Here is a 25130-nt window from a genome sequence, read left to right as displayed (position 1 = left end):
CGCGCCATACCGCTTCCGTCGTATTTCGTTGCCTAACAAAACACCATAGAATCGACCGCCTAAATCGCGCCACACAGAAAAAAGATTATCCACGACACCCGATTATCAGCAGTAAATGCCTGAACATGGCGTCGTGGACTCCCCCTGGGCGCGGTCGACAATGCATAAATCAGCGACAAGGCAGACGTTTCATGACCTCCACTTCCGACGCCGCGGCCTCCCGACGGGATCGCGGCTTCTTCGGCCATCCGCGCCCGCTGGGGCCGCTGTTCTTCACCGAGATGTGGGAACGCTTCTCCTACTACGGCATCCGTCCGCTGCTGGTGCTGTTCATGGCCGCCAGCCTGCTCGACGGCGGCCTGGGCTTCGACGAGAAGACCGCCTCGGCCATCGTCGGCCTCTACGCCGGTGCCATCTATCTGGCCGCCCTGCCCGGCGGCTGGCTGGCCGACAACTGGCTCGGCCAGCGCCGGGCGGTGTGGTACGGCTCGGTGCTGATCGCCCTGGGCCACCTGGCGATCGCGCTGTCGGCGCTGCTCGGGGCACCGGCCTTCTTCGTCGGCCTGATCCTGATCGTGCTCGGCTCGGGGCTGTTCAAGACCTGCATCTCGGTGATGGTCGGCGGCCTCTATGACGACGGCGACGTGCGCCGCGACGGCGGCTTCGCCATCTTCTACATGGGCATCAACATCGGTGCGCTGCTGGCGCCGCTGTTCAGCGGCGTGATGCTGGAACACTGGGGCTGGCACTGGGGCTTCGGCATCGGCGGCCTGGGCATGCTGATCGCGCTGCTGATCTTCCGCCTGTGGGCGGTGCCCGCCATGCAGCGCGCCGACCGCGAGCGCGGCCGCGAAGCCAGCTGGGATGGCCCCGCACGGCAACGCCGCCACGTCGGACGCTGGGTCGCCGGTTTCATGGCGCTGATCGCCGGGCTGGTGGTGCTGAGCGCCACCGGCGTCATCCACATCGACGCCCGCGCCCTGGCCGAGGTCATGACCTCGGTGCTGATCGTGGTGGCGATCGGCTTCTACGCCTACCTGATGCTGTTCAACGGCCTGAATGGAGACGAACGCGCCCGGGTCACCGTGTGCTTCGTGCTGATCGTGGCCGCGGCCTTCTTCTGGGCCGCCTTCGAGCAGCAGCCCACCTCCTACAACCTGTTCGCCGACACCTACACCGACCGCGGGCTGTTCGGCTGGGAGATTCCCACCGTCTGGTTCCAGTCGCTCAATCCCATCTTCATCGTGCTGCTCGGCCCGCTGTTCGGCTGGCTGTGGCCGGCGCTGGGGCGCCGCCGCCTGGAGCCGGGCAGCCCGATGAAGTTCGTGCTCGGCCTGCTGCTGGCCGCCGCCGGCTTCGGCCTGATGGTGCTGGCCGCCCAGCGCGTGCTGAGCGGCCCGGGGCTGGTCTCGCCGCTGTGGATCATCGCCAGCATGCTGCTGCTGACGCTGGGCGAGCTGTGCCTGAGCCCGGTGGGCCTCTCCACCATGTCAGGCCTGTCGCCGCGTCGCACCCAGGGCCAGCTGATGGGCCTGTGGTTCACCGGCTCGGCGCTCGGCAACCTGGTGGCCGGCCTGATCGGTGGTCACGTCAATCCCGAGGAGGTCCAGCAGCTGCCCGAGCTGTTCGGCCGTTCGGCCATCGCGCTGGTGATCTTCGCCGCGGTGCTGCTGTTGCTCGTACCGGTGTTCAAGCGCATGCTCGGACACCATCGCCTCATCGACCCGACGGCCGCCCAGCGCGCGGGCGCCGACGCCAGCTATCAGACAGGAGCCTGAGCATGACCTCTTCCAGTGCCGCCACCGCACGCCAACGCCTCGACGCCCTGCGCAAGGTCATGCGCGAGCACGCCATCGACGCCTGGTGGCTGCCCTCCTCCGACCCGCACAACTCCGAGTACCTGCCGGAACACTGGGCCGGTCGCGCCTGGCTGTCCGGCTTCGACGGCTCGGTGGGTACCCTGGTGGTGACCCAGCACGCCGCCGGCGTGTGGGTCGACAGCCGCTACTGGGTGCAGGCCGAGGAGCAGCTGGCCGGCAGCGGCATCGACCTGATGAAGCTCCAGCCCGGCCAGGCCGACGCGCCGATGCGCTGGCTGGCCGAGCGGCTCGACGAGGGTGCCACCCTCGGCTTCGACGCCGACGTGGTGGCGCTGGCCCATGCCCGCCGGCTCGAGGCGCATCTGGCCCCGGCGGGCGTTCGCCTGCGCGGCGATGTCGACCTGCTCGACGCCATCTGGCCCGAGCGCCCGACGCTGCCCGGGGCGCCGCTCTACGCCCACCCGGCGGCTTACCTCGACGAGACCCGCGGCCAACGCCTGGCCCGGGTGCGCGAGGCCATGGCCGAGCACGGCGCCGACTGGCACCCGATCTCGACGCTGGACGACATCGCCTGGCTGACCCAGCTGCGCGGCGCCGACGTCGAGTTCAACCCGGTGTTCCTTTCCCATCTGCTGGTGGGCCGCGACAGCGCCACGCTGTTCGTCGCCCCGGGCAAGCTCGACGACGAGCTCACGGCGGCGCTGGCCGACGACGGCATCGCCGTGGCCGACTACGCCGACTGGCATCGACGTCTCGGCGAGCTGCCGGCCGCGTCCACGGTGCTGATCGACCCGGCCAAGCTGACCCTGGGCACCCGCGAGGCGCTGCCCGAGGGCGTGGCGCTGGCCGAGGCCTACCAGCCCAGCACCCTGGCCAAGGGCCGCAAGAGCGACGCCGACCTGGCCCACGTGCGCGAGGCCATGGAGGAAGACGGCGCGGCGCTGTGCGAGTTCTTCGCCTGGCTCGAGGCCGCGCTGGAGCGCGGCGAGACGGTCACCGAGCTGACCGTGGACGAGAAGCTCACCGCCGCCCGCGCCCGTCGCCCCGGCTTCGTCAGCCGCAGCTTCGGCACCATCGCCGCCTACAACGCCAACGGCGCCCTGCCGCACTACCACGCCACGCCGGAGGCCCACGCCACCATCGAGGGCGACGGCCTGCTGCTGATCGACTCCGGCGGCCAGTACCACGGTGGCACCACCGACATCACCCGGGTGGTGCCGGTGGGCACCATCACGGACGCCCACCGCGAGGACTACACCCGGGTGCTCAAGGGCACCATCGCCCTGTCCCGGGCGCACTTCCCGCGCGGTATTCCCTCGCCGCAGCTCGACGCCATCGCCCGCGCCCCGCTGTGGGTCAGCGGCCGCGACTACGGCCACGGCACCGGCCACGGCGTGGGCTACTTCCTCAACGTCCACGAGGGTCCGCAGGTGATCGCCTGGTACGCGCCGGTGGCGCCCCACACCGCCATGCAACCGGGAATGATCACCTCCATCGAGCCCGGCGTTTATCGCCCGGGCCGGTGGGGGATCCGCATCGAGAACCTGGCCGCCAACCGTCCCGCCGAGGCGAGCGAGTTCGGCGACTTCCTGCGCTTCGAGACGCTGACCCTGTGCCCCATCGACGCCCGGCCGATCGACGTCGCCCTGCTCGACCCCGCCGAGGCCGACTGGCTCGACGCCTATCACGCCGAGGTCCGCAGCCGGCTCGCACCGAAGCTCGAGGGCGAGGCCCTGGCCTGGCTCGAGAAGCGCACCCAACCGCTCGAACGCGGCTGAGCGACAGCGGCTTTCTTCAAGCCGACTGAAAAAGAGGGGCGCCCCATCACGGGGCGCCCCTCGTCGTTTGCGGAGGCGTTCCGGCGTGCCTGAACGCGCTGCAAGTGGGCTTGAGAGACCCTCACTGGCCTGCATCGGAGAGAAGCCGCACCATGAGCGTGCCAGGAATTTTCACCGCACAAGGAGCCCCTCATGCCCGCCCAACGCCCGCCCTTCCGCGCCGATATCGTCGGCAGCTTCCTGCGTCCGCAGCCGCTGAAGGAGGCCCGCGCCCGCTTCCAGCAGGGCGAGATCGACGCCCCCGCCCTGAAGGCGGTGGAGGAGCGGGAGATCCGTCGCGTGGTCGAGCAGCAGCAGGCCGCCGGCCTGGAGGTCGTCACCGATGGCGAGTTCCGCCGCGCCTGGTGGCACTTCGACTTCCTCGAGCGCCTCGGCGGCGTGACCGGTTTCCACGGCGATCAGGGCATCCAGTTCCAGGGCATGCAGACCGGCGCCAGGCAGATTCGCGTCGACGACCGGGTCCGCTTCGATCCGGCGCATCCGATGCTGGACGACTTCCGCTATCTGGCCGGCGTCGCCGGCGTGATGCCCAAGATGACGATCCCGAGCCCCAGCGTGCTGCACTTCCGCGGCGGCCGCCGCAAGATCGACAGCGGCGTCTACCCCTCGCTGGACGCCTTCTTCGCCGACACCGCCGACGCCTACCGCGACGCGGTGCGCGCCTTCTACGACGCCGGCTGCCGCTACCTGCAGCTCGACGACACCGTCTGGGCCTATCTGTGCTCGGAGAAGGAGCGCCAGGCCGCCCGAGAGCGCGGCGACGACCCCGACCGGCTGCAGGCGATCTACGCCGAGATGCTCAACCACGCCCTGGCCGACCGGCCCGACGACCTCTACACCGCGCTGCACGTCTGCCGCGGCAACTTCCGCTCGACCTGGATCAGCGAGGGCGGCTACGAGCCGGTGGCCGAGACGTTGTTCGGCAAGGTGAACGTCGACGCCTGGTTCCTGGAGTACGACAGCGACCGCGCCGGCAGCTTCGACCCGCTGCGCTTCATCCCGGAAGGGCACCAGCAGGCGGTGCTGGGACTGATCACCACCAAGGTGGGCAAACTGGAAGACGCCGACGCCGTGCGCGCCCGCCTCGACGAGGCCACGCACTTCGTCGCCAAGGAACAGATCTGCCTGAGCCCGCAGTGCGGCTTCGCCTCGACCGAGGAAGGCAACGACCTGGCCGAGCAGGCCCAGTGGGACAAGATCCGCCTGACGCGGGAGATCGCCGACGGCTACTGGTCCGGGGATAAGGGGTAAGGAGCTAGGGGTGAGGGGTGAGAGGTGAGGAGCGAGACAGACGCCTCACCCCTTCCTCCTCACCGCTCACAGCATCAGTCCTCCGCCATCTCCGGCAGCAGGGTCTTGAGCTTGCGGGTGAGGGTGTTGCGACCCCAGCCGAGCAGCTCGGCGGCCTCGCCCTTGCGTCCGCCGGTGTGCTTGAGCGCGGTCTCGATCAAAATCTTCTCGAAGTCCGGCACGGCTTCTTCCAGCAGGTGGGTGTGGCCGGCGGCGAGCGCGCGGTCGGCCCAGTCGCGGAAGGCCAGGCGCCAGTCGCCGGCGGCGCCGCCCTCGTCGGCCTCGCGCAGCTCCGGCGGCAGGTCCTCGACCAGCACCTCGCGGCCCGAGGCCATCACCGTCAGCCAGCGGCAGGTGTTCTCCAGCTGGCGGACGTTGCCCGGCCAGGCCAGCCGCGTCAGGTGAGCCTCGGCCTCCGGCGTCAGCACCTTGACGTCGGTGGCGAGCTCCTTGGCGGCCTCGGCCAGGAAGTGGCGCGCCAGGCGCGGGATGTCCTCGCGGCGGTCGGCGAGCTTGGGCAGGTGAATGCGGATGACGTTGAGGCGGTGGAACAGGTCCTCGCGGAAGCGGCCGTCATCGACCAGCCCCTCCAGGTTCTGGTGGGTGGCGGCGATGATGCGCACATCGACCTTCACCGAGGTGTGGCCGCCGACGCGGTAGAACTCGCCGTCGGCCAGCACGCGCAGCAGCCGGGTCTGGGTCTCGGCGGGCATGTCGCCGATCTCGTCGAGGAACAGGGTGCCGCCGTCGGCCTGCTCGAAGCGGCCCTGGCGCTGGGCGGTGGCGCCGGTGAAGGCACCCTTCTCGTGGCCGAACAGCTCGGACTCGATCAGGTCGCGGGGAATCGCCGCCATGTTGAGGGCGATGAACGGCCTGCCGGCCCGCGGGCTGTGCTGATGCAGTGCCTGGGCGACGCGCTCCTTGCCGGTGCCGGACTCGCCGTTGATCAGCACCGTGATGTGCGACTGCGACAGCCGGCCAATGGCGCGGAACACCTCCTGCATGGCCGGTGCCTCGCCGATGATCTCGGTGTCCAGCCCCTCGGGGGCACTGACCGGGCGCTGGCGTTCGCGGGCGTGGGCCACGGCGCGGCGCACCAGCGCCAGGGCCTCGTCGACGTCGAACGGCTTCGGCAGGTACTCGAAGGCGCCGCCCTGGTAGGAGGCCACCGCGCTGTCGAGGTCGGAATGCGCGGTCATCACGATCACCGGCAGCTCCGGATGCGCCTCGCGCACCTTCGCCATCAGGTCCAGGCCGTCCAGGCCCGGCATGCGGATGTCGGTGACCAGCACGTCGGGCGGATCCTCGAGCAGCCGCTCGAGGATCCGGTCGGCACGCTCGACGCTCTCGACCTCGAGGTCGGGCTGGGCCAGAGCGCGCTCCAGCACCCAGCGGATGGCGCGATCGTCATCGACGATCATGACGCGGGCGGCTTCAGTCATGGGATGTCTCCAGCGGTATCAGCAGTCGGAATTCGGTCTGGCCCGGGCGGGAGTCGCACTCGATCAGCCCCTGATGGCGATGCAGGACCGACTGGGCGATCGACAGCCCCAGGCCGCTGCCCTCGGCGCGGCCGGACACCATGGGGTAGAACAGCGTCTCCTTGAGCTCCTCGGGGATGCCGGGGCCGTTGTCGATCAGGCTCACCTGGCAGACCAGGCGGTGGCGCTCGGCGCCCAGCGTGAACTGGCGCCGCGCCCGGGTCTTGAGCACCAGGGTGGGCGCCTCGATCCCGGCCTCTGTCATCGCCTGCACGGCGTTGCGCGCCACGTTGAGGATGGCCTGGATCAGCTGGGATTCGTCGCCCATCAGGTCGGGCAGGCTGGGATCGTAGTCGCGGGTGAAGGTCACCTCGGGATGCTCGACCGAGACCAGGGCACGGACCCGTTCCAGCACCTTGTGGATATTGAGCGGCTCGGGGCGATTGAGCCGGTGGGGGCCGAGCATGGCGTCCACCAGGTCGCGCAGCCGGTCGACCTCCTCGACGATGATGCGGGTGAACTCGGTGAGCTGGGAGTCGCCCAGGTCACGCTCCAGCAGCTGGGCGGCGCCGCGGATGCCGCCCAGCGGGTTCTTGACCTCGTGGGCGAGCCCGCGCGCCAGCACCTTGATGGTCTCCTGACGAGTCTGAAGCGCCTCCTCGCGGGAGATGCGCAGCAGCCGGTCGCGGGGCTCCAGCTCCATCAGCAGCTCGTCCGCCGACAGCGGCGTGACGGTATAGTCCACCGTCAGCACCTCGCCGGTGGGCAATGTCAGGCGCGCCTCGCGCTGGGTATAGGGGTGGAACTCGTCGCGGGCCTTGGCCAGCAGCTCGCCGATGTCGTCCTCAGAGTTGACCAGCCCCGGCAGCGGCTGTCCGGTGACACGCGAGCGACTCAACGCCAGCAACGCCTCCGCCGCCGGATTCATCCAGCGCAGCCGCAGCTGGCCGTCCAGCAGCAGCACGGCGGTGGTGAGGTGTTCCATCAGGCGTTGATACATGAGTGCATTCCCGGCAGCGAAGTAAAGAGGCGCCTCCCCATGAGTGCTGCAAGAAGCGCGCCATCTTGGGGAAGGCGACATGGCGTCGCCTGGCGGGTGATCCGACATGGGGATCGTGCACCATGATAGTGCACCAAGCTGGTGCACGCACTGCGAGATAGCGCTTACTCCTCCTGTGACGCGTCGCGATGGTGCCGGCGCGACTGGTCACGCCATGGGTCACGGTCGTGCCGGTCGCGCGCGGGCGCCGGCGGAGCATCGCCGCGCAGTTCCTCGGCATGGCGAAAGGCGCTGCCCTCGCCGATGCGCTCGGCATGATCGAAGGCATCGAAGCGCCCGTCGTCACGCGCCGGGGGCGGGTAACAGGGCCTGGGGGAGCCGTCCGGGCACAGCGGTCGATGTGGCCGGCGAGGGGGCAGCTAATTGTTGGCGGGATTGTTGGGGTTGCTCGGCAGATAGACGCTGGCCCGCTGCACGTAGATCGTCAGCGGCGAGGTACGGTGGCGCACCGCGCCCGAGGCATCGAGCAGCTCGGCCTGTACCCGGTGCTCGCCGCGATCCAGGTTGGAGAGCAGGAAGGTGTCGGTATGCATGGCGGACTGGCTGATCTGGCCGTCCACCAGCAGGCGTACCCGGTGGTCGTCGCGCAGCGCGGGGCGGATGGCGAGCTGCACCTGAACGTTGCCGGCCGCGCCGGTGGGCACGGTGGTCTCCGGCGCCGGAGAGGCGATCGCGAACACGTCGTAGGGCATGAAGGGCTGGCCGGGGTCGCCGTAGCGCGTGGCGCTGCCGGCCTGCCCGGCGCTGGCCGACGGCAGCGGCTGCACCGGCCGGGAGGGCACCACGGTCAGCGGATCGAGCTCCACCGCCTCGCCGCCGCGCTGAGGGTCGTCGGTGAACACCGTGTTGCCCTGGGCATCGGTGGTGCGATAGATGGTCTGCGCGGCGGCCGGCAGGCTCATCGCCAGGCCCAGCGCCAGTGTCATGACAGCCTTGTGCATGCGTCTCTCCCGAAGTCCGTGACGGCCGTCCGCGGCGCGCCATGCGCCCGCCGTCGCCCTGCTCCAAGCCTAGCCCACCGCGGGCCAGGAACGGAATCCGCATTCGCCGTCGGAGCGAATGCGGTTAGGATGATCGGGCGATGGCACAAGGCGAGGAGCGTGAAGCATGGACGCGTGGGAGAAGGTGGTGGCACTGACCCTGATGGCCGGCATGGCGATGCCGCTGGGCGGCTGGGTGGCCAAGGAGGAACGCATCCACCCCAACTGGCTGGAGAACGAGCTGCGCCACGGCATCATCGCCTTCGGCGGCGGTGCGCTGCTCTCGGCGGTGGCCCTGGTGCTGGTGCCGAACAGCTTCGAGGCGCTGGATCTGGCGCCAGCCATAGCCTGGTTCCTGGCCGGCGGCCTGGCCTTCATGGCACTCGATATCGTCCTCAACCGCAGCGGCACCTCCGCCAGTCAGCTCACCGCCATGCTCTCCGACTTCCTGCCCGAGGCCCTGGCCCTGGGCGCGGCCTTCGCCTACGGCGGCGGCAGCGGCGTGCTGCTGGCGCTGCTGATGACGCTGCAGAACCTGCCGGAGGGCTTCAACGCCTACCGCGAGCTGCGCGAGAGCACTCACTACTCGACCCGGCGCCTGTTGACGATGTTCTTCGCCATGGCCTGGCTGGGGCCGCTGGCCGGCCTGAGCGGCTACTGGTGGCTGGCCGCCTACCCCTCCGCGGTGGCCGCGATCATGCTGTTCGCCGCCGGCGGCATCCTCTACTCGGTGTTCCAGGACCTGGCGCCCCAGGCCAGGCTCGAGCGCCACTGGGGCCCGCCGCTGGGCGCGGTCATCGGCTTCGCCACCGGCATCGCCGGGCATATGGTGATTTATGGGTGAGGGGCGGAGTGTAAGGCGTGAGGGGGAAGGAGTGAGGTGTGAGGTGTCGGTGACACTAGGCACCTCCAGCAAAAGCCGGCGCCTCCCTCCACTCCTCACTCCTCCTCCCCTGACTCCTCTCACAGACACAAAAAAGGCACGCCCATGGGGCGTGCCTTTCGCGTGCTGGAGCGCGGCGCCGGGCGCCGGGCGCCGCGCGGCATCAGCAGCTGTAGTACATGTCGAACTCGACCGGATGGGTCGCCATGCGCAGGCGCTCGACGTCCTCTTCCTTGAGCTCGATGTAGGCATCGATCATCTCGTCGGTGAACACGCCGCCTTCGGTCAGGAAGGAACGGTCGGCGTTCAGCGCCTCGAGGGCCTGGTCCAGGCTCTCGGCGACGGTCGGGATGGACTTGCCTTCTTCCGGCGGCAGGTCATACAGGTTCTTGTCCATGGCATCGCCGGGATGGATCTTGTTCTTGATGCCATCGATACCGGCCATCAGCATCGCCGCGAAGCACAGGTACGGGTTGGCGGTCGGGTCGGGGAAACGAGCCTCGACGCGCTTGCCCTTCGGGCTGGCGGTGTACGGGATGCGGATGGAAGCGGAGCGGTTGCGGGCGCTGTAGGCCAGCATCACCGGCGCTTCGAAGCCCGGCACCAGACGCTTGTAGGAGTTGGTGGACGCGTTGGTGAAGGCGTTCAGGGCACGCGCGTGCTTGATGATGCCGCCGATGTAGTACAGCGCCATTTCGGACAGGCCCGCGTACTCGTCGCCGGCGAACTGGTTCTCGCCGTCCTTCCAGAAGGACTGGTGGACGTGCATGCCGGAACCGTTGTCACCGACCAGCGGCTTGGGCATGAAGGTGGCGGTCTTGCCGTAGGCGTGGGCGACGTTGTGCACCACGTACTTCATTTCCTGAAGTTCGTCGGCCTTCTTCACCAGGGTGTTGAACTTGACGCCGATCTCGTTCTGACCGGCGTTGGCGACCTCGTGGTGGTGCACCTCGACGGACTGGCCGATGGCCTCGAGGGTGTTGCACATGGCGCCACGGATATCGTGGAAGCTGTCGACCGGGGGCACCGGGAAGTAGCCGCCCTTGACGCGCGGACGGTGCGCCAGGTTGCCGCCCTCGACCTGACGGTCGGTGGCCCAGGCGCCTTCCTCGGAGGTGATCTTGTACATGGCGCCTTCGATGTCGGCCTTCCAGTGCACCTCGTCGAAGATGAAGAACTCGGGCTCCGGGCCGAAGAAGGCGGTGTCGCCCAGGCCGGTGGACTGCAGGTAAGCCTCGGCGCGCTTGGCGATGGAGCGCGGGTCACGCTCGTAGCCCTGCATGGTGGCCGGCTCGATGATGTCGCAGCGCAGGATCAGGGTGGCGTCTTCGGTGAAGGGGTCGAGGAAGCCGGTGCCGTCCTCCGGGCGCAGAATCATGTCGGACTCGTTGATGCCCTTCCAGCCGGAGATGGAGGAGCCATCGAACATCTGACCGTTCTCGAAGAACTCTTCATCGACGTCACGGGCTGGAATGGTGACGTGCTGTTCCTTGCCTTTGGTGTCGGTGAAGCGCAGGTCGATCCACTTCACGTCATGCTCTTCGATCAGGGCGAGAGTCTTCTCGGACATGAGGTCCTCCAGGGTACAGTGGCTAGTGTTGGTATTCCGCTGAATCTGTCTGTCGTCGGTCGTGGGTGTGTCCAGTCGACGTTGTAGCATGGCGTCGGCGCATTGCCCACGCCGCCATGCACGACCATGGCATTGCCCCAAATAATGCAGGCCACGTGCCAAAATGGCGACAAGACGCGAGACACCCTCTATAAACGGCTGAAGGAAAAGAAGAAAAATTCCGCTCCACGAGGGTGCAAGATCGATGCACCGCGTCATTTTCTTTCATCGCCGGCCCATCGGCACCCGATCACGCACCAAAAAAGTGCAGAGCTTGCCAGCCTGCACTACCAGGGAGCATAAGAAGCCCTCTGCAGCCAGACTGACAAGCCCTGCCTTGGACGGCAAGACGCCTATCCGCCTATGAATCGGCATTCTCGCTATCATTCAGCCACTGGTCGATGAGACCGGGATGACCATCGATCCAGCGCCGCACTCCCTCCTCGGGGCTACCGACGTCTTCGATGGTCAACATCAGATCGGCCAGCTGGGCATGGCTCATGTGCCATTCATTCAGCATGGCGACCACGTCGGGATGATCGTCGCTGAAACCGAGCCTCGACATCCACTTGATGTCATCTCCGCCGCCGTAGGCGCCCTTCGGATCCTCGATGGCCTTGAGGTCATACTGGGCATAGGCCCAGTGCGGCTGCCACAGCGTCACCGCGATGGGTGCTTCCTGGCGATAGGCTTCGTCGAGCGAGGCGATCATGGCCGGCGAAGAGCTGTTCAGCTGACGGAAGGGAAGGTCGTAGCGCTCGATCGCCGCCTCTGTCTCCCCGGCGATCGCCGCGCCCGATTCAATGCCCATGATGGTCGGCTCGCCCTGGTACACGAACCGCTCCGCGTTGGCCTTGAGGTCTGCCATGGTATTGATGTCGGAAAGATAGGCCGGCACCACCAGCTCATCCTGGGCGCCGTTGTACCAGGCGCCGTGCACATCGATACGATCCTGATAGGGCTCCAGGTACTGGGCATCGCCGTTGGGCAGCCAGACTTCCAGGGAGATATCGAGATCACGCTGGGCCAGCGCACTGAAGATGATGCTCTTGCCGGTCGTCTTCAGCGTGACATCGTAGCCTCGATCTTCCAGTAGCTGCTGCCACAGGTTCGAGACGGCAATGTTTTCCGACCAGTTGTTGGTGCCGATGGTCAGCGACGTGTCGGCTGCCGCAGCATTCCCGATGCCGAGCGTGCCAAGGGTCATGCACAGGGTGAGAGTAGTGATCGGTTTCATGGATCTCCTTGCGTTTACTGTCATGATGCCGACGAGCCCAGCAGCTGCTCGTCATAGCCATAGGTCGAGAGTCGGTCGATACCCTGCTCGGTAATCAGCACCTGCTCCTCCAGCTTGACGCCTTCGCTGCCATCGCGGTGCCCGATGTAGGCCTCGACGCACAGCGTCATGCCAGGCTCTATATCGCCGTCGTAGCCGACGTCGTCCCAGTCCATGTCGTGGGCGATCAGCGGCCATTCACCGGACATCCCACAGCCGTGCACGATGTCCAGGTAGCGGTTCTCGCGGTAGCCCTGGGGAATGGGCCAGGCGCGGCGTGAATACTCACGGAAGCTCATCCCGGGTGCGAGCAGGGCGATGTTGCTCTCGAGCTGATCGACCGCCATTTTATACAACCGCTCCTGCTCCGCGTTGGGGCCACCGCGTCCAGGCACATGGAAGGTCCGGGAAAAATCGGTGTAATAGCCGAAGCAGCCGACGATATCGGTGTCGAACGCCACCAGCTCACCAGGAGCGATGATCTTGTCGGAACACTCCTGGAACCACGGATTGGTGCGATCGCCCGAGACCAGCAAGCGGGTCTCGGCGTATTCGCCGCCGGTGGCAAGTACATGCTGATTGAAGATGGCCCACAGCTCGTTCTCCGACATGCCCGGTCGCAGACTGGCCTCCATGCGCGACATCGCCGCCTCGGTGAGCGTCACGGAGCGGTGGATCAGGCTGAGCTCATCGACACTCTTGATCGACTTGGCCCCCTCCATGGCCACCGCCGCATCCATCAGCTCGAACCCTGCCTCGCCGAGCGCGGACACTGCCGCGGTGGGGGCGGACTCGATGCCGAGACGCTTGCCCTGAGTGGCCGAGCGCGCGAAGAGCGCCTGGATGTCATCGACGAAGGCCGCCGTATGCTGCGCACAGCGGGGTCCACTGTATTGGGGCATCACCGCTCGTGCCGGGCGAACGTCATCCAAGAGCCGGAGATCCTTCGCCAGATGCAGGCAGGCGCTGAACTCGAACAGCACGATCGGACCATCGAGGGCCACATAGAGGTAACGTGCGGGATTGCGCTGCGAGTAGACCTGCATGTTGCGTGAACCACAGGCATACCGGATGTTGATCGGGTCAAACAGGATGACCGCATCCATCTCATGGTGCCGCATCTGCTGGCGCAGGCGCTCTAGCCGGTAGCGCTCGACGCGCTCGAGCAGAGCGGCATCGATGGTCTGATGGCGGAAGGCGCCATCACTGTAGGAACGGCCGTCGCGGGACGCGTCGGCCAGGGCCACGATCTGACTCATGGGGGAAAACTCTCGCTGGTTCATGGGGCAACGGACTGGGGCATCGGGCCGAGGGTCTTCCTCGACCGCTGTCTCACCCCATCAGATCGTCGTGGCGACGCTGGTTATGCGCATCGATATGGGCCTGGGTCACGCGGCCGTATATCTTCTCGGTATGCTCCAGGCTACCCATCATGTCCGGCGTCTTGGCGTATCCCAGCAGGGTGCAAAGACGCTGTCCCTTGGCGGCGGCCACGCGGTGCATCGAATAGCGCCCCTTGAAGAGCTGCAGGTCGCCGGTATTGAGCGTCAACGACTCGACCTCGGAATGGTCGCCCTCAAGGATCCGCTGCACGCCGGCGAAGTTCTCCTCACCGGGCCGCCGAATACCGGGCGCATATTGAAACTCCCCTCCACTGTCGGGCCGCCTTGTCATCAGGCTGACGATGAACTCGTTGGTATCGAAGTGCCACGGCAGCTCGGTATCGTCAGGCATGACGTTGATGACCAGCCCCGCGATGGGATCGGCGAACTCATGGATCTCTGGCTCCTCGAGGCAGTCGGCAATGAATCGCTGGAACGCCGGATCGTGATAGAGCCGCTTGACGATGGCATCGTCGGGAATCAGATCCTTGGCCACGAAACCGTTGGTGTAGTGCTGGAAGCAGCGCACCGGATGATCGGAGGGCAGGCTGGGATCATCCTTGGTCACGTAGGGATTGACGCTGTTGTCGGAGTAGTAAGCCAGTGGGGCCAGCGCTTCGCTTTCCTTGCGCAGCGCTTCGATGACGCCATCACGGATGAAGCGGGTGAGCAGCGCACAGCCATCCTGTCGCAGCTGGGCCCGCACCGCTTCCACCGCCTCATGATAGGCATCACTTCCCGGCCTATCGATCGGGTACTTCGCCAGATCGACCAGCCGAGCCAGAGGGGCGTCGACGGGCGCCGGCATGGTCGATGAGCGTTCTTCTCGGAGAGCGGAAGAGGGCATCGGCTTATCTCCTCATTGATAGTCGGTTGTGTACTGCGGCCTAGACTAGGGAGCCCGCCTCACCAACTCCAATCAGAATTCCGTCACCGATGGCATGAGTTTTTTATCATTCTTTTCAGCGAGTTGAACGCTGGATCAGACAGAGTCGCGATACATTTCGCGCACCAAGGAGGCGAGCGGCTTAGCCACCCGAGCGACGCGCGGTTCGTCGGCAAAGGCCAGATACCAGGGAATCCGGGGAAGCTCGCCGGCCAAGGGTCGCATGACCACTCGCCCCGAACGCGCCGCATCACGCACCGCCCAACGCGAGAGAATGCTGACGCCCTTGCCGGCCGCCACCAGATCGAGGATCAGATTCACCGACTCGACCTGCACCATATGCGAGGGGTAAACACCGCTAGGCTGGAAGAAATGCTCGAACTCATGGCCAGCTTCCGGCGCCACGCTATAGGTAAAGTGGCGCCCTTGATCGAACACTTCCGGGGGCACCGCCTCGCGGTCGGCCCAGGGGTGCGACGGCGGCAGCACCGCCATCAGGGGTTCTTCGAACAGGTCGCAATAGGCGAGGCCACGCTGAACGGGCACCTCGATCATGGGGATCATGTCGACACGCCGGGCCAGCAAGGCACCGGTCATCTCCGGCATCGGCAGGCTCACCAGATCAATGTCGCCGGCCGGCCCATCATAGAGATGGGGCACGACGCGGGAGAGCGTATCGTAGGGGCCAACGCCCAGACGCACCGGTGGCTCGCCATGGCGCGCCAACTGCCACGCCTCGATTTCCGCGCTGCGCAGCTTCGGGAGAATATCGCGAGCGGCGGCCACCAGGCGCTCGCCGGATGCCGTCAACGCCAGTCGCCGCCCCTCCCGCAGGAACAGCGAGACACCCAGCCGACGCTCCATCTCGCGGATGCGATGCGTCGCCGCCGGCTGCGTGACCCCGATCGCTGCGGCCGCCTCATGGACCGTGCCGTGCGTCGCGATAGCCTCTATCAGCACGTAAAACTTGATATCCAGCATGTGTCTGCTCGCCTGACCGACAGGGCCAGCAATGGTATCCAAGACCGGGATCGACGACGACCGGCCTGGCCACCCTGTGCCTCGCGCTGACGGACCGAAGCCCACGATGCGCGGGAAACGGATTCTTGGTCACAAGGCTGGTAGCGCCGAGGTACTGACCCTATAATGCCAGCCCAATTTTCCCAGCAGGATCCCGTCGTGATCGAGAATCTTCGCAACATCGCCATCATCGCTCACGTCGACCACGGCAAGACCACCCTGGTCGACAAGCTCCTCCAGCAGTCCGGCACCCTGGACCGCAAGGCCGAGGGCCAGGAGCGCATCATGGACTCCAATGACCAGGAGAAGGAACGCGGCATCACCATCCTGGCCAAGAACACGGCGATCCGCTGGGATGACGGCAACGGCAAGGACTACCACATCAACATCGTGGACACCCCTGGACACGCCGACTTCGGCGGCGAGGTCGAGCGCGTCATGTCCATGGTCGACTCCGTGCTGCTGATGGTCGACGCCGTCGACGGCCCGATGCCGCAGACCCGCTTCGTGACCCAGAAGGCCTTCGACCAGGGCCTCAAGCCGATCGTGGTGGTCAACAAGATCGACCGCCCCGGCGCGCGTCCGGACTGGGTCATCGACCAGATCTTCGACCTCTTCGACAACCTCGGTGCCAGCGACGAGCAGCTCGACTTCCCGATCATCTACTGCTCCGCCCTCAACGGCGTGGCCGGCCCCGAGCCGGATCAGCTGACCGACGACATGCGCCCGATGTTCGAGGCCATCGTCGACATCGTCGAGCCGCCCAAGGTCGAGCTGGAAGCCCCGTTCCAGATGCAGATCTCGGCGCTGGACTACAACAGCTACGTCGGCGTCATCGGCCTGGGCCGCATCACCCGCGGCAGCGTCAAGCCGAACCAGCAGGTCACCGTGGTCACCAAGGAAGGCAACACCCGCCGCGGCAAGATCGGCCAGGTGATGACCCACCTCGGCCTCGAGCGCGTGCAGACCGAGGAAGCCACCGCCGGCGACATCATCTGCATCACCGGCATCGAGGATCTGGCGATCTCCGATACGCTGTGCGATCCGTCCGCCGTCGAGGCGCTGCCGGCGCTGACCGTCGACGAGCCGACCGTGTCCATGACCTTCCAGGTCAACGACTCGCCGTTCGCCGGCAAGGACGGCAAGTTCGTCACCAGCCGCAACATCAAGGATCGCCTCGACCAGGAGCTGATCCACAACGTGGCGCTGCGCGTCGAGCAGGGCGACTCCCCCGAGAAGTTCATCGTCTCCGGCCGCGGCGAGCTGCACCTCTCGGTGCTGATCGAGAGCATGCGTCGCGAAGGCTTCGAGCTGGCCGTGGGCCGTCCCGAGGTCATCATCCGCGAGATCGACGGCCAGGAGCAGGAGCCCTACGAAGAAGTCATCATCGACTGCGAGGAGCAGCACCAGGGCGCCATCATGGAGGAGCTCGGCTACCGCAAGGGCGAGCTCAAGAACATGAACCCCGACGGCAAGGGCCGGGTGCGTCTCGACTTCATCATCCCGGCGCGCGGCCTGATCGGCTTCCGCGGCCAGTTCCTGACCCTGACCTCCGGCACCGGCATCCTGACCAGCCGCTTCGACCACTACGGCGACCTCAAGCCGGACGCCTCGGTCGAGCGCCGCAACGGCGTGCTGGTGTCCATGGTCTCCGGCAAGGCCCTGGCCTACGCGCTGTTCGCGCTGCAGGACCGCGGCAAGCTGATCGTCGAGCACGGCACCGAGGTCTACGAGGGCATGCTGATCGGTATCAACAGCCGCGCCGAGGACATGGTCGTCAACCCGACCAAGGCCAAGAAGCTCGACAACATGCGCGCCTCCGGCAACGACGAGAACCTGGTGCTGACGCCGCCGATCCGCTTCACCCTGGAGCAGGCGATCGAGTTCCTCGACGACGACGAACTGGTCGAGATCACGCCGAATCACATCCGCCTGCGCAAGAAGCTGCTGAGCGAGAACGAGCGCAAGCGCTTCAAGAAGAAGTAAGCCGCTTCGCCGCCTCAGGACAGCGCCCGCCATCATGGCGGGCGCTTTCGTTTCTGCCGCTTTCGTCGATGGCCTCGCCCCCCGGCCGGAGGCTATGCTGAAACAGCCGTTTACCAAGGAGACAGCCCGATGCACAAGCACGTCGAATGGGACGATCCCGGCAGCGCCAGCGTAGAGCGCTACTACAAGGACCACCCTCAGGACTATCCGGAGCCCCACGAGGGCAGCATCATCAGCGCGCGCTTCCGGGGCTTCAGCGTGCGGGTGCGGGTCGATGCCCGGGTCGAGGACACCAGCATCGGCGAGGTGGTGGCGTTGATCGCCGCCGACAACGGCCGCCGCGAGCAGAGCGTCGGCGACCTGGCGCTCGGCGACACCGTGCGCCTGCCCGATGCCCTGCGCGCCATGGAGCCGCGCCACCCCGCAGCGGACGACGATCAGGACTGAAGCGGCGTCCGGATTACCATCCACCGTCGCCAACGGCCCCTAAACGCAAGCCATCTGGTCAAGCGGCCCGCGTCTGGCGCACAGTGACGGCCATGAGGCCGGAGATCCCGGCGCAGTATCACCATGGCCCACGCTTGATGGCACACGTCCTCGAGGCCGCGCGCACTTCCGAGAACCCATGAGCACGAACAACGTCTGGACGCACAAGGGCACCTTCCTGCTCGCCGCCGTCGGCTCGGCGGTGGGGCTCGGCAATCTATGGCGCTTTCCCTACCTGGCCGGCGAGAACGGCGGCGGCGCCTTCCTGCTGGTCTACGCCCTGACCATCTTCGCCGTCGGCATCCCGATCCTGATCGCCGAGACCATGCTCGGCCGCAACAGCCGGCGCAGCCCGATCATGGGCATGCGATTCCTGACCCGTACTCACCAGACCTCCCGCGCCTGGGAGTCGATCGGCTGGCTGGGCGCCTTCTCGGCCTTCATCATCCTCAGCTTCTACTCGGTGATCGCCGGCTGGGCGATCCACTACACCGGCCTGATGCTCACCGGCCGCCTGAGCGGCGCCGACGCCGAGGCCGTGGCCGCCAGCTTCGACGCCCTGCTGGCCTCGCCGCCGCTGCTGACCCTCTACCACAGCCTGTTCATCGGCGCCTCGGCGCTGGTGGTCGGGCTCGGCACCCACCGCGGCATCGAGAACGGCCTGCGCATCCTGATGCCGGCGCTGTTCGTGATCCTGATGGTGGTACTGGCCTATGCGGCGGCGATCGGCGACCTGGGCCGGGCGATGGACTTCCTGTTCACCTTCAACGTCGCCGACCTGAGCCTGGAAGGCTGGCTCGAGGCCATGGGCCAGTCGTTCTTCACCCTGAGCCTCGGCATGGGCGCGATCATGGCCTACGGCGCCTACATGTCCGGCGACGCCTCGCTGACCGGCACCGCCTTCACCATCGCCATCGTCGACACCGCGGTGGCCCTGGTCGCCGGCGTGGCGATCTTCGCCCTGGTGTTCGGCGCCGGCCTCGACCCCGCCGAGGGCCCGGGGCTGATGTTCGTCACCCTGCCGCTGGCCTTCGCCGAGATGCCCGGCGGCGCCCTGCTCGGCGCCGTGTTCTTCATCCTGGTGCTGGGGGCGGCGCTGAGCTCGTCGATCTCGCTGATCGAGCCGGTGGCCGCCTATCTGGTCGAGCGCTTCGACATCAGCCGGCCCCAGGCGGTCTCGGCCATGGTGATCGCCAGCTGGGCGCTGGGCCTGCTCACGGTGTTCAGCTTCAACCTCTGGGCCGGCGACTCCTCCTTCCATCAGCTCACGGGGCGCAGCCCCTTCGAGGTGCTGGAGCTGGCCACCAACATCTTCATGCCCCTCGGCGGCCTGCTGATCGCGCTGTTCGCCGGCTGGGTGCTGACCCACGGCGAGGTGATGAAGGAGATGCGCACCGGCGACTCCTGGTTCCAGGTCTGGCGCCTGCTGGTGCGCTTCGTGGCCCCGGCCGCGGTGGCCTTCGTGTTCCTGCGCAGCATTCCCCAGGTGCAGGGCTACTGGATTCCCACCATCGGTGCGGTGGTGATCGTCGGCGCCTTCGCCGCCGGCCGCAGTTTCCTGACGGAGCGCCATGCCTAGTCGCCGCGCACCGTCCTACAACAATGAACAATGCATAACGGGTAAGACATGTCCGCCATCATCGACGTCCGACACGTCAACAAGGCCTTCGGTGGCCTCAAGGTCATCAACGACTGCTCGCTGCAGGTCGAGGAAGGCTCCATCACCGGCCTGATCGGCCCCAACGGCGCCGGCAAGTCGACGCTGTTCAACATCATCGCCGGCGCCCTGCCGCTGGACTCCGGCCAGATCGTCTTCGACGGCGAGGACATCACCAACCGCCCCGCCGACGCGCTGTTCCACAAGGGCCTGCTGCGCACCTTCCAGATCGCCCACGAGTTCTCGAACATGACGGCGCTGGAGAACCTGATGATGGTGCCGCCCGCCCAGGCCGGCGAGAACCTGTTCGCCACCTGGTTCAAGCCGGGCCAGGTGCGCCGCGAGGAGGCCGAGGTCAAGCGCCGGGCGCTGGAGGTGATCGACTTCGTCGGCCTGCGCCACGTGCGCAACGAGCTGGCCGGCAATCTCTCCGGCGGCCAGAAGAAGCTGCTCGAGCTCGGCCGCACCATGATGACCGACGCCAAGGTGGTGCTGCTCGACGAGATCGCCGCCGGGGTCAACCGTACCCTGCTCGGCGACCTGGTCGGCAACATCGAGCGCCTCAACCGCGAGATGGGCTACACCTTCCTGGTCATCGAGCACGACATGGACATGATCGCGCGGCTCTGCGATCCGGTGATCGTGCTCGCCCAGGGCAGCGTGATGGTCGAGGGCTCCATCGAGGAGATCCAGAACAACCCCGAGGTCATCGAGGCCTATTTCGGTTCACCCGCGGCCTAGGGGTTCTCCGGCGACCTAGGGGTTTATCCGCAGCCTGGAGGCTCGCCGGCAGCGGCACACGACAACAACGAGGGGCGGCCGGATCCCGCCCGATAACGACAACGCAGAGAATCCTCTATGCCACTACTCGACGCACGCGACGTGCATGGCGGCTACGGCGGCATGAACATCCTCAACGGGGTGGACATGGCCATCGAAGCGAACGAGATCGGCGTCATCGTCGGTCCCAACGGTGCCGGCAAGTCGACCATGCTCAAGGCCGTGTTCGGCCTGCTCCATGTCAGCCAGGGCGAGATCCTGCTGCGCGGCGAACCCATCCACAACCTGCCGCCCAACAGGCTCGTCCAGAAGGGCATGGGCTTCGTGCCCCAGGAATACAACGTCTTTCCCAGCCTCTCGGTGAAGGAAAACCTGGAGATGGGCGCCTACCTCAAGCCCGGCAACGTCAAGCGCATGCTGAGCCGGGTCTACGAGTTCTTTCCGCCGCTCTACGACAAGCGTCACCAGCCCGCCGGCGAGCTTTCCGGCGGCCAGCGCCAGATGGTCGCCATGGGCCGCGCGCTGATGGCCGAGCCCGAGGTGCTGCTGCTCGACGAACCCACCGCCGGCCTCTCGCCGCTGTACATGAACGAGATCTTCGAGCGGGTGAAGGAGGTCAACGCCGCCGGCGTCGGCATCCTGATGGTCGAGCAGAACGCCAAGCAGGCGCTGGCCATCGCCGACAAGGGCTTCGTGCTGGCCGCCGGCCAGAACCGCTTCACCGACACCGGCGCGGCCCTGCTGGCCGACCCGGACGTCGCCAAGAGCTTCCTCGGCGGCTGAGCCCGCCGCGACGGTACATCGGAGAGACCCCGTGAACGAACTCGTGTTTTTCATCAACAACGTGGTGATCGCCGGCTGCGTGGCCGGCTCGATCTACGCCATCGGCGCGGTGGGGGTGACGCTGATCTTCAGCATCATGCGCTTCGCCCACTTCGCCCACGGCGACATGATGACCTTCGGCGCCTTCATGGTGCTCTTGCTCACGACGCTGTTTCCCAGCGCGGGGGCGGCCATCGGCATCCCCACGCCGCTGATCATGCTGCCGCTGGCCATGGCGCTGACCGCGCTGCTGGCGGTGGGCATCGACCGCGCCTTCTACAAGCCGCTGCGCGCCCACGGCGTGAAGCCGATCGTCATGGTCATCGCCTCGCTGGGCGTGACCCTGATGCTGCAGGGGCTGATCCGCCTGTTCGCCGGCACCGGCGGCGAGAGCCTCTACGTCGACGACCGCAAGGAGATCTTCCGCCTCGCCCTGCCCATCGAGGGCGTGCGGGTGCCGGTGGTGATCACCGAGCCGCAGCTCTACCTGTTCGCGCTGACGCTGATCAGCGTGGTGGCGCTGCACCTCTTCCTGTCGCGCTCGCGGCTGGGCAAGGCCATGCGCGCCATGTCCGACAACCCCTCGCTGGCGCAGGCCTCGGGCATCAACACCAACACCATCGTCGCCGTGACCTGGGTGATCGCCGGCGGCCTGGCCGCCATCGCCGGCACCCTGCTGTCGCTGGACGTGACCTTCAAGCCCGACCTCAGCTTCTTCCTGCTGCTGCCGATCTTCGCCGCGGCCATCGTCGGCGGCGTGGGCCATCCCTACGGCGCCATCGCCGGCGGCTTCGTGGTCGGCTTCGCCGAGACCCTGGCGGTGTTCAACTGGGGCATCCTGCTGCGGCCCTTCCGCGACAGCCTGCCGGACTGGCTGGCCCAGGCCGGCAATCTGGCCTTCGTCGGCACCGAGTACAAGATCGTGGTGCCCTTCTTCATTCTCGTCGCCATCCTGGTGTGGCGCCCCACCGGCATCTTCAAGGGCAAGGTGATCTGATGAGCACGACACGCACCGATACCGTCGCCGCCCCGCGCCGCTTCCCGCTGCGCGAGGTAGTCATCTTCGCGGCCCTGCTGGTCGCCGTCCTCGGCGTCTACGCCATGATGGGCGCCGCCTACAGCACCCGCATGCTGGTCGAGGCCGCCTGCTACGCCATCCTGGCCCTGGGGCTGACCATCCAGTGGGGCTATGCCGGCCAGTTCAACGCCGGCGTCATGGGCTTCGTCGCCCTGGGCGGCTTCTGCGCCATGTTCTTCAGCGTGCCGGTCAACGACGCCTTCTGGGACTCCGACCTGCCCGGCCAGCTGGGCACGGTGCTGGCCTATATCGTCGGCGCCGTGCTGGTGGTGTTCGGCGCCTCCCGGCTGGACCGCATCGGCGTGCCGAAGAAACTGCGCACCGCCATCACGGTCGTGCTGGCCGTGGTGCTGTACATGGTGGTGATCAGCGCCTTCCGCGGGGTCGCCGACCAGATCGAGTCCCAGGCCGGCTTCATCGGCGGCCTGGGCCTGCCGGCCTGGGTCGGCTGGATCATCGGCGGCGCCCTGGCCGGCGGCGTGGGCTACTTCATCGGCCACATCTGCCTGGGCCTGCGCAGCGACTATCTGGCCATCGCCACCATCGGCATCGCCGAGATCATCAAGGCGTTCCTCAAGAACTCCGACTGGCTGACCCGCGGCACCGCCACCGTCTCGCCGCTGCCATGGCCGGTGCCCGGGCCCGCCGAGGTCGGCTTCACCCTGGCCCGCGCCCTGTACCTGTCGGTCACGGCGGTGATGATCGCGGCGATCTTCTTCCTGCTGCACCGCGCCTATCACGCCCCCTGGGGGCGGATGATCCGCGCCATCCGCGACAACGAGATCTCCTCGGCGGCCATGGGCAAGGACATCAACAAGCGCCGGCTGGAGATCTTCGTGCTGGGCTGCATCCTGATGGGCATCGGCGGCGCCGTGCTGGCGAGCTTCAACAGCCTGTTCGATCCCCAGGGCTACCTGCCGTTGAATCACACCTTCCTGGTGCTGGTGATGGTCATCCTCGGCGGCCCCGGCAACAACCTGGGCACCATCTTCGGCGCCGTGGCGGTGTACATCATCTGGCTGATGTCCGAACCGCTGGCGCTGTTCCTGATGGAGCTGGCCGTGCACTTCGGCGAGAGCACCTTCGGCTGGGACGCCCCGGCCAGCCTCGACAGCCGCGCGCTGCAGGCCCGGGTGTTCGTGATCGGGCTGCTGATCACCCTGGTGCTGCGCTTCGCGCCCAAGGGGCTGTTGCCCGAGAAGACCAAGCACGTGGAGTGAGGGCGAGAAGTAAGGAGTACGGCGTAAGGTGTGAGGGGTAAGGCGTGAGGGGTAAGGCGTGAAGAGGCGCTCACCTTACTCCTCACCTCCTTCCCCTCACCCAGACACAAAAAGGCCCTGGCATCGCTGCCAGGGCCTTCGTCGTTCGGGCGATACGGCCGACGCTTACTCGTCGGCGTCGACGTAGCCCTGGATGGTGAAGGTGCCATCCTCGACCAGCATCTCCTGCACCACGCCCGGCACGTCGCCGTTGGCGTCGAATTCCTGAGTGCCAGAGGCGCCTTCGTAGTTGATCTCGGTACCGGCGTCGATCAGCTGCTTGGCCTTCTCCCACTCGCCGGGCAGGATCACCTCGCCGGGGGCGCTGGCGACGCTGCGCAGCGCCTCGTTCAGGCCCTCGCGGTCGGCGCTGCCGTTCTGCTCGATGGCCAGACCAAGCAGGAAGGCGGCGTCGTAGGCCTGGGCGGCGAACACCGCGCTGGGGTCGATGCCGGCCGCGTTGGCCTGCTGGTTGAACATGGCGGTGCCCGGCAGTTCCGGACTGCCCGGACGAGTGGCAATCATGCCGTTGAGCACGTCGGCGCCGATGGCCTCGACCAGGCTGTCGCCGACCATGCCGTCGCCGCCCACGTACTGGGTGAACATGCCGCTCTCGTAGGCTTGGCGCAGCACGGTCTGGCCGGAGGTGTCGGCATAGGCCAGCACCACCAGGGTCTGGGCGCCGGTGGCGGCCAGGGTGCCCAGCTCGGAGCGGTAATCGGCGCGGTTGTCCTCGTGGGCCAGGTTCTCGAGCACGCTGCCGCCGCCCTTCTCGAAGGCGGCCACGAAGGCATCCGCCAGGCCGCGGCCGTAGTCGTTGTTGACGTAGGTGACGGCGACTTCCTGGATGCCCTTGTCGAGCAGCAGCTTGGCCAGCATCTCGCCCTGGAAGGCGTCGGAAGGCACGGTGCGGAAGACCAGGTCGTTGTCGTCCAGGTCGGTGACCGCCGGCGCGGTGGAGGCCGGGGAGACCATGGTCACGCCGCCGGGAATGGCAGCGTTGTTGGCCGCGGCCACGGTGGCACCGGTACACAGGGCGCCGACGATGGCGGTGACCTGCTCGGTGTTGACCATGCGGTCGGCCGCGTTGGAGGCCGCCGAGGCGTCGGAGCAGGTGGTATCGCCGGTGGGCATGACGATCTCCTCGCCGTCCAGCACCCCGCCCTGCTCGTTGATCTGCTGCACCGCCAGGTTGGCGCCGTCGAAGATCGGCGGCGTCAGGCTCTCGATGCCGCCGGTGAAACCGCCGAGGAAGCCGATCTTGACCTCGGCCTGGGCCATGCCGGAGAGGGCCAGGGTGGTCGCGGCCACCGCCGTCGCTAGAACGCGTTTCTTCATGATTGTTGGTCTCGCTCTGGTTGCTCGAATCATCCGCTGCGCGAATCACACCCCTCCAATCTGGAAGGCCGCCGCCCAAAACACAACCCGCGGCTGCCAACGCTGGGCGCCGCCAGGCGGCCCGCAATGCCTTGATTAACAAGCCCCACTTTCCTCGTATCAGCAATCGAACGGGCGCTTCAACGCTGGCCTCGCTCGG

At 67.1% G+C, this 25130-nt stretch carries 20 protein-coding genes; 11 read left to right on the top strand and 9 right to left on the bottom strand.

The genetic code is table 11. The features are described 5' to 3' along the window. Positions 1 to 191 precede the first annotated feature (191 nt). From MYL53_RS14630 to MYL53_RS14620, 3 genes are all read left to right on the top strand, one after another. Positions 192 to 1778, top strand: coding sequence for a peptide MFS transporter (locus MYL53_RS14630; RefSeq protein WP_247854681.1), 1587 nt, complete (start codon positions 192 to 194; stop codon positions 1776 to 1778). Between the two features lie 2 nt (positions 1779 to 1780). Further along, on the top strand, positions 1781 to 3598 hold the full coding sequence (locus MYL53_RS14625) for an aminopeptidase P family protein (protein WP_247854680.1): 1818 nt from the start codon (positions 1781 to 1783) through the stop codon (positions 3596 to 3598). 192 nt (positions 3599 to 3790) lie between these two features. After that, positions 3791 to 4909, top strand: a complete 1119-nt coding sequence (locus tag MYL53_RS14620; RefSeq protein ID WP_247854679.1) for a cobalamin-independent methionine synthase II family protein — start codon at positions 3791 to 3793, stop codon at positions 4907 to 4909. Between the two features lie 74 nt (positions 4910 to 4983). Here MYL53_RS14620 and glnG read toward each other — a convergent pair whose 3' ends face one another. The 3 genes from glnG to MYL53_RS14605 form a co-directional block, all read right to left on the bottom strand. Next, the gene (glnG, locus tag MYL53_RS14615; RefSeq protein ID WP_247854678.1) at positions 4984 to 6390 is read right to left on the bottom strand and encodes a nitrogen regulation protein NR(I); all 1407 of its coding nucleotides are present in this window, start codon (positions 6388 to 6390) and stop codon (positions 4984 to 4986) included. Next, complete coding sequence (gene glnL / locus MYL53_RS14610; protein WP_247854677.1) at positions 6383 to 7429, bottom strand: nitrogen regulation protein NR(II); 1047 nt, start codon at positions 7427 to 7429, stop codon at positions 6383 to 6385. The genes glnG and glnL overlap by 8 nt, the downstream gene beginning before the upstream one ends. A 419-nt stretch (positions 7430 to 7848) precedes the next feature. Further along, entirely contained in the window at positions 7849 to 8430 is a 582-nt protein-coding gene (locus tag MYL53_RS14605; protein WP_247854676.1) for a DUF4124 domain-containing protein, read from the bottom strand. A 166-nt stretch (positions 8431 to 8596) separates the two neighbouring features. On the opposite strand from MYL53_RS14605, the gene MYL53_RS14600 reads away from it, so the two are divergent. Continuing rightward, complete coding sequence (locus MYL53_RS14600; protein WP_247854675.1) at positions 8597 to 9313, top strand: ZIP family metal transporter; 717 nt, start codon at positions 8597 to 8599, stop codon at positions 9311 to 9313. A 202-nt stretch (positions 9314 to 9515) separates the two neighbouring features. Here MYL53_RS14600 and glnA read toward each other — a convergent pair whose 3' ends face one another. From glnA to MYL53_RS14575, 5 genes are all read right to left on the bottom strand, one after another. Beyond that, positions 9516 to 10922 (bottom strand): glutamate--ammonia ligase, encoded by a 1407-nt coding sequence (gene glnA, locus MYL53_RS14595; protein WP_247854674.1) that lies wholly within the window; start codon positions 10920 to 10922, stop codon positions 9516 to 9518. 400 nt (positions 10923 to 11322) lie between these two features. Then, positions 11323 to 12198 (bottom strand): glycine betaine ABC transporter substrate-binding protein, encoded by an 876-nt coding sequence (locus MYL53_RS14590; RefSeq protein ID WP_247854673.1) that lies wholly within the window; start codon positions 12196 to 12198, stop codon positions 11323 to 11325. A gap of 20 nt (positions 12199 to 12218) precedes the next feature. Further along, positions 12219 to 13496: a M24 family metallopeptidase gene (locus MYL53_RS14585; RefSeq protein ID WP_247854672.1), complete on the bottom strand. Its 1278-nt coding sequence runs from the start codon at positions 13494 to 13496 to the stop codon at positions 12219 to 12221. Between the two features lie 73 nt (positions 13497 to 13569). Next, the gene (locus tag MYL53_RS14580; RefSeq protein WP_247854671.1) at positions 13570 to 14466 is read right to left on the bottom strand and encodes a HalD/BesD family halogenase; all 897 of its coding nucleotides are present in this window, start codon (positions 14464 to 14466) and stop codon (positions 13570 to 13572) included. A 135-nt stretch (positions 14467 to 14601) separates the two neighbouring features. Next, positions 14602 to 15486, bottom strand: a complete 885-nt coding sequence (locus tag MYL53_RS14575) for a LysR family transcriptional regulator (protein ID WP_247854670.1) — start codon at positions 15484 to 15486, stop codon at positions 14602 to 14604. 198 nt (positions 15487 to 15684) lie between these two features. Here MYL53_RS14575 and typA point away from each other — a divergent pair, with 198 nt between their 5' ends. From typA to MYL53_RS14540, 7 genes are all read left to right on the top strand, one after another. After that, a complete protein-coding gene (gene typA / locus MYL53_RS14570) occupies positions 15685 to 17511 on the top strand; it encodes a translational GTPase TypA (RefSeq protein ID WP_247854669.1) in 1827 nt (608 codons plus the stop codon). 129 nt (positions 17512 to 17640) lie between these two features. Further along, a complete protein-coding gene (locus MYL53_RS14565) occupies positions 17641 to 17958 on the top strand; it encodes a hypothetical protein (protein WP_247854668.1) in 318 nt (105 codons plus the stop codon). A 178-nt stretch (positions 17959 to 18136) separates the two neighbouring features. Then, positions 18137 to 19576 (top strand): sodium-dependent transporter, encoded by a 1440-nt coding sequence (locus MYL53_RS14560; protein WP_247854667.1) that lies wholly within the window; start codon positions 18137 to 18139, stop codon positions 19574 to 19576. 48 nt (positions 19577 to 19624) lie between these two features. Further along, the gene (locus MYL53_RS14555) at positions 19625 to 20395 is read left to right on the top strand and encodes an ABC transporter ATP-binding protein (RefSeq protein ID WP_247854666.1); all 771 of its coding nucleotides are present in this window, start codon (positions 19625 to 19627) and stop codon (positions 20393 to 20395) included. A gap of 117 nt (positions 20396 to 20512) precedes the next feature. Next, positions 20513 to 21217, top strand: coding sequence for an ABC transporter ATP-binding protein (locus MYL53_RS14550; protein ID WP_247854665.1), 705 nt, complete (start codon positions 20513 to 20515; stop codon positions 21215 to 21217). A gap of 31 nt (positions 21218 to 21248) precedes the next feature. After that, positions 21249 to 22253, top strand: coding sequence for a branched-chain amino acid ABC transporter permease (locus MYL53_RS14545; RefSeq protein WP_247854664.1), 1005 nt, complete (start codon positions 21249 to 21251; stop codon positions 22251 to 22253). Beyond that, entirely contained in the window at positions 22253 to 23554 is a 1302-nt protein-coding gene (locus tag MYL53_RS14540; RefSeq protein WP_247854663.1) for a branched-chain amino acid ABC transporter permease, read from the top strand. Before MYL53_RS14545 ends, MYL53_RS14540 begins: the two co-directional genes overlap by 1 nt. A gap of 165 nt (positions 23555 to 23719) precedes the next feature. Here the strand turns inward: MYL53_RS14540 and MYL53_RS14535 are convergent, their stop codons facing one another. Then, positions 23720 to 24934, bottom strand: coding sequence for an ABC transporter substrate-binding protein (locus tag MYL53_RS14535; protein WP_247854742.1), 1215 nt, complete (start codon positions 24932 to 24934; stop codon positions 23720 to 23722). Positions 24935 to 25130 lie beyond the last annotated feature (196 nt).

Source organism: Halomonas getboli (genome assembly GCF_023094245.1).
Taxonomy (GTDB): domain Bacteria; phylum Pseudomonadota; class Gammaproteobacteria; order Pseudomonadales; family Halomonadaceae; genus Halomonas; species Halomonas getboli.
This window is presented reverse-complemented; position numbering and strand designations above follow the sequence as displayed.

Coding starts and splice junctions, on each gene's coding strand:
- MYL53_RS14630 (WP_247854681.1), top strand. CDS start 192: ATGACCTCCACTTCCGACGCCGCGGCCTCCCGACGGGATCGCGGCTTC.
- MYL53_RS14625 (WP_247854680.1), top strand. CDS start 1,781: ATGACCTCTTCCAGTGCCGCCACCGCACGCCAACGCCTCGACGCCCTG.
- MYL53_RS14620 (WP_247854679.1), top strand. CDS start 3,791: ATGCCCGCCCAACGCCCGCCCTTCCGCGCCGATATCGTCGGCAGCTTC.
- glnG (WP_247854678.1), bottom strand. CDS start 6,390: ATGACTGAAGCCGCCCGCGTCATGATCGTCGATGACGATCGCGCCATC.
- glnL (WP_247854677.1), bottom strand. CDS start 7,429: ATGTATCAACGCCTGATGGAACACCTCACCACCGCCGTGCTGCTGCTG.
- MYL53_RS14605 (WP_247854676.1), bottom strand. CDS start 8,430: ATGCACAAGGCTGTCATGACACTGGCGCTGGGCCTGGCGATGAGCCTG.
- MYL53_RS14600 (WP_247854675.1), top strand. CDS start 8,597: ATGGACGCGTGGGAGAAGGTGGTGGCACTGACCCTGATGGCCGGCATG.
- glnA (WP_247854674.1), bottom strand. CDS start 10,922: ATGTCCGAGAAGACTCTCGCCCTGATCGAAGAGCATGACGTGAAGTGG.
- MYL53_RS14590 (WP_247854673.1), bottom strand. CDS start 12,198: ATGAAACCGATCACTACTCTCACCCTGTGCATGACCCTTGGCACGCTC.
- MYL53_RS14585 (WP_247854672.1), bottom strand. CDS start 13,496: ATGAGTCAGATCGTGGCCCTGGCCGACGCGTCCCGCGACGGCCGTTCC.
- MYL53_RS14580 (WP_247854671.1), bottom strand. CDS start 14,466: ATGCCCTCTTCCGCTCTCCGAGAAGAACGCTCATCGACCATGCCGGCG.
- MYL53_RS14575 (WP_247854670.1), bottom strand. CDS start 15,486: ATGCTGGATATCAAGTTTTACGTGCTGATAGAGGCTATCGCGACGCAC.
- MYL53_RS14565 (WP_247854668.1), top strand. CDS start 17,641: ATGCACAAGCACGTCGAATGGGACGATCCCGGCAGCGCCAGCGTAGAG.
- MYL53_RS14560 (WP_247854667.1), top strand. CDS start 18,137: ATGAGCACGAACAACGTCTGGACGCACAAGGGCACCTTCCTGCTCGCC.
- MYL53_RS14555 (WP_247854666.1), top strand. CDS start 19,625: ATGTCCGCCATCATCGACGTCCGACACGTCAACAAGGCCTTCGGTGGC.
- MYL53_RS14550 (WP_247854665.1), top strand. CDS start 20,513: ATGCCACTACTCGACGCACGCGACGTGCATGGCGGCTACGGCGGCATG.
- MYL53_RS14540 (WP_247854663.1), top strand. CDS start 22,253: ATGAGCACGACACGCACCGATACCGTCGCCGCCCCGCGCCGCTTCCCG.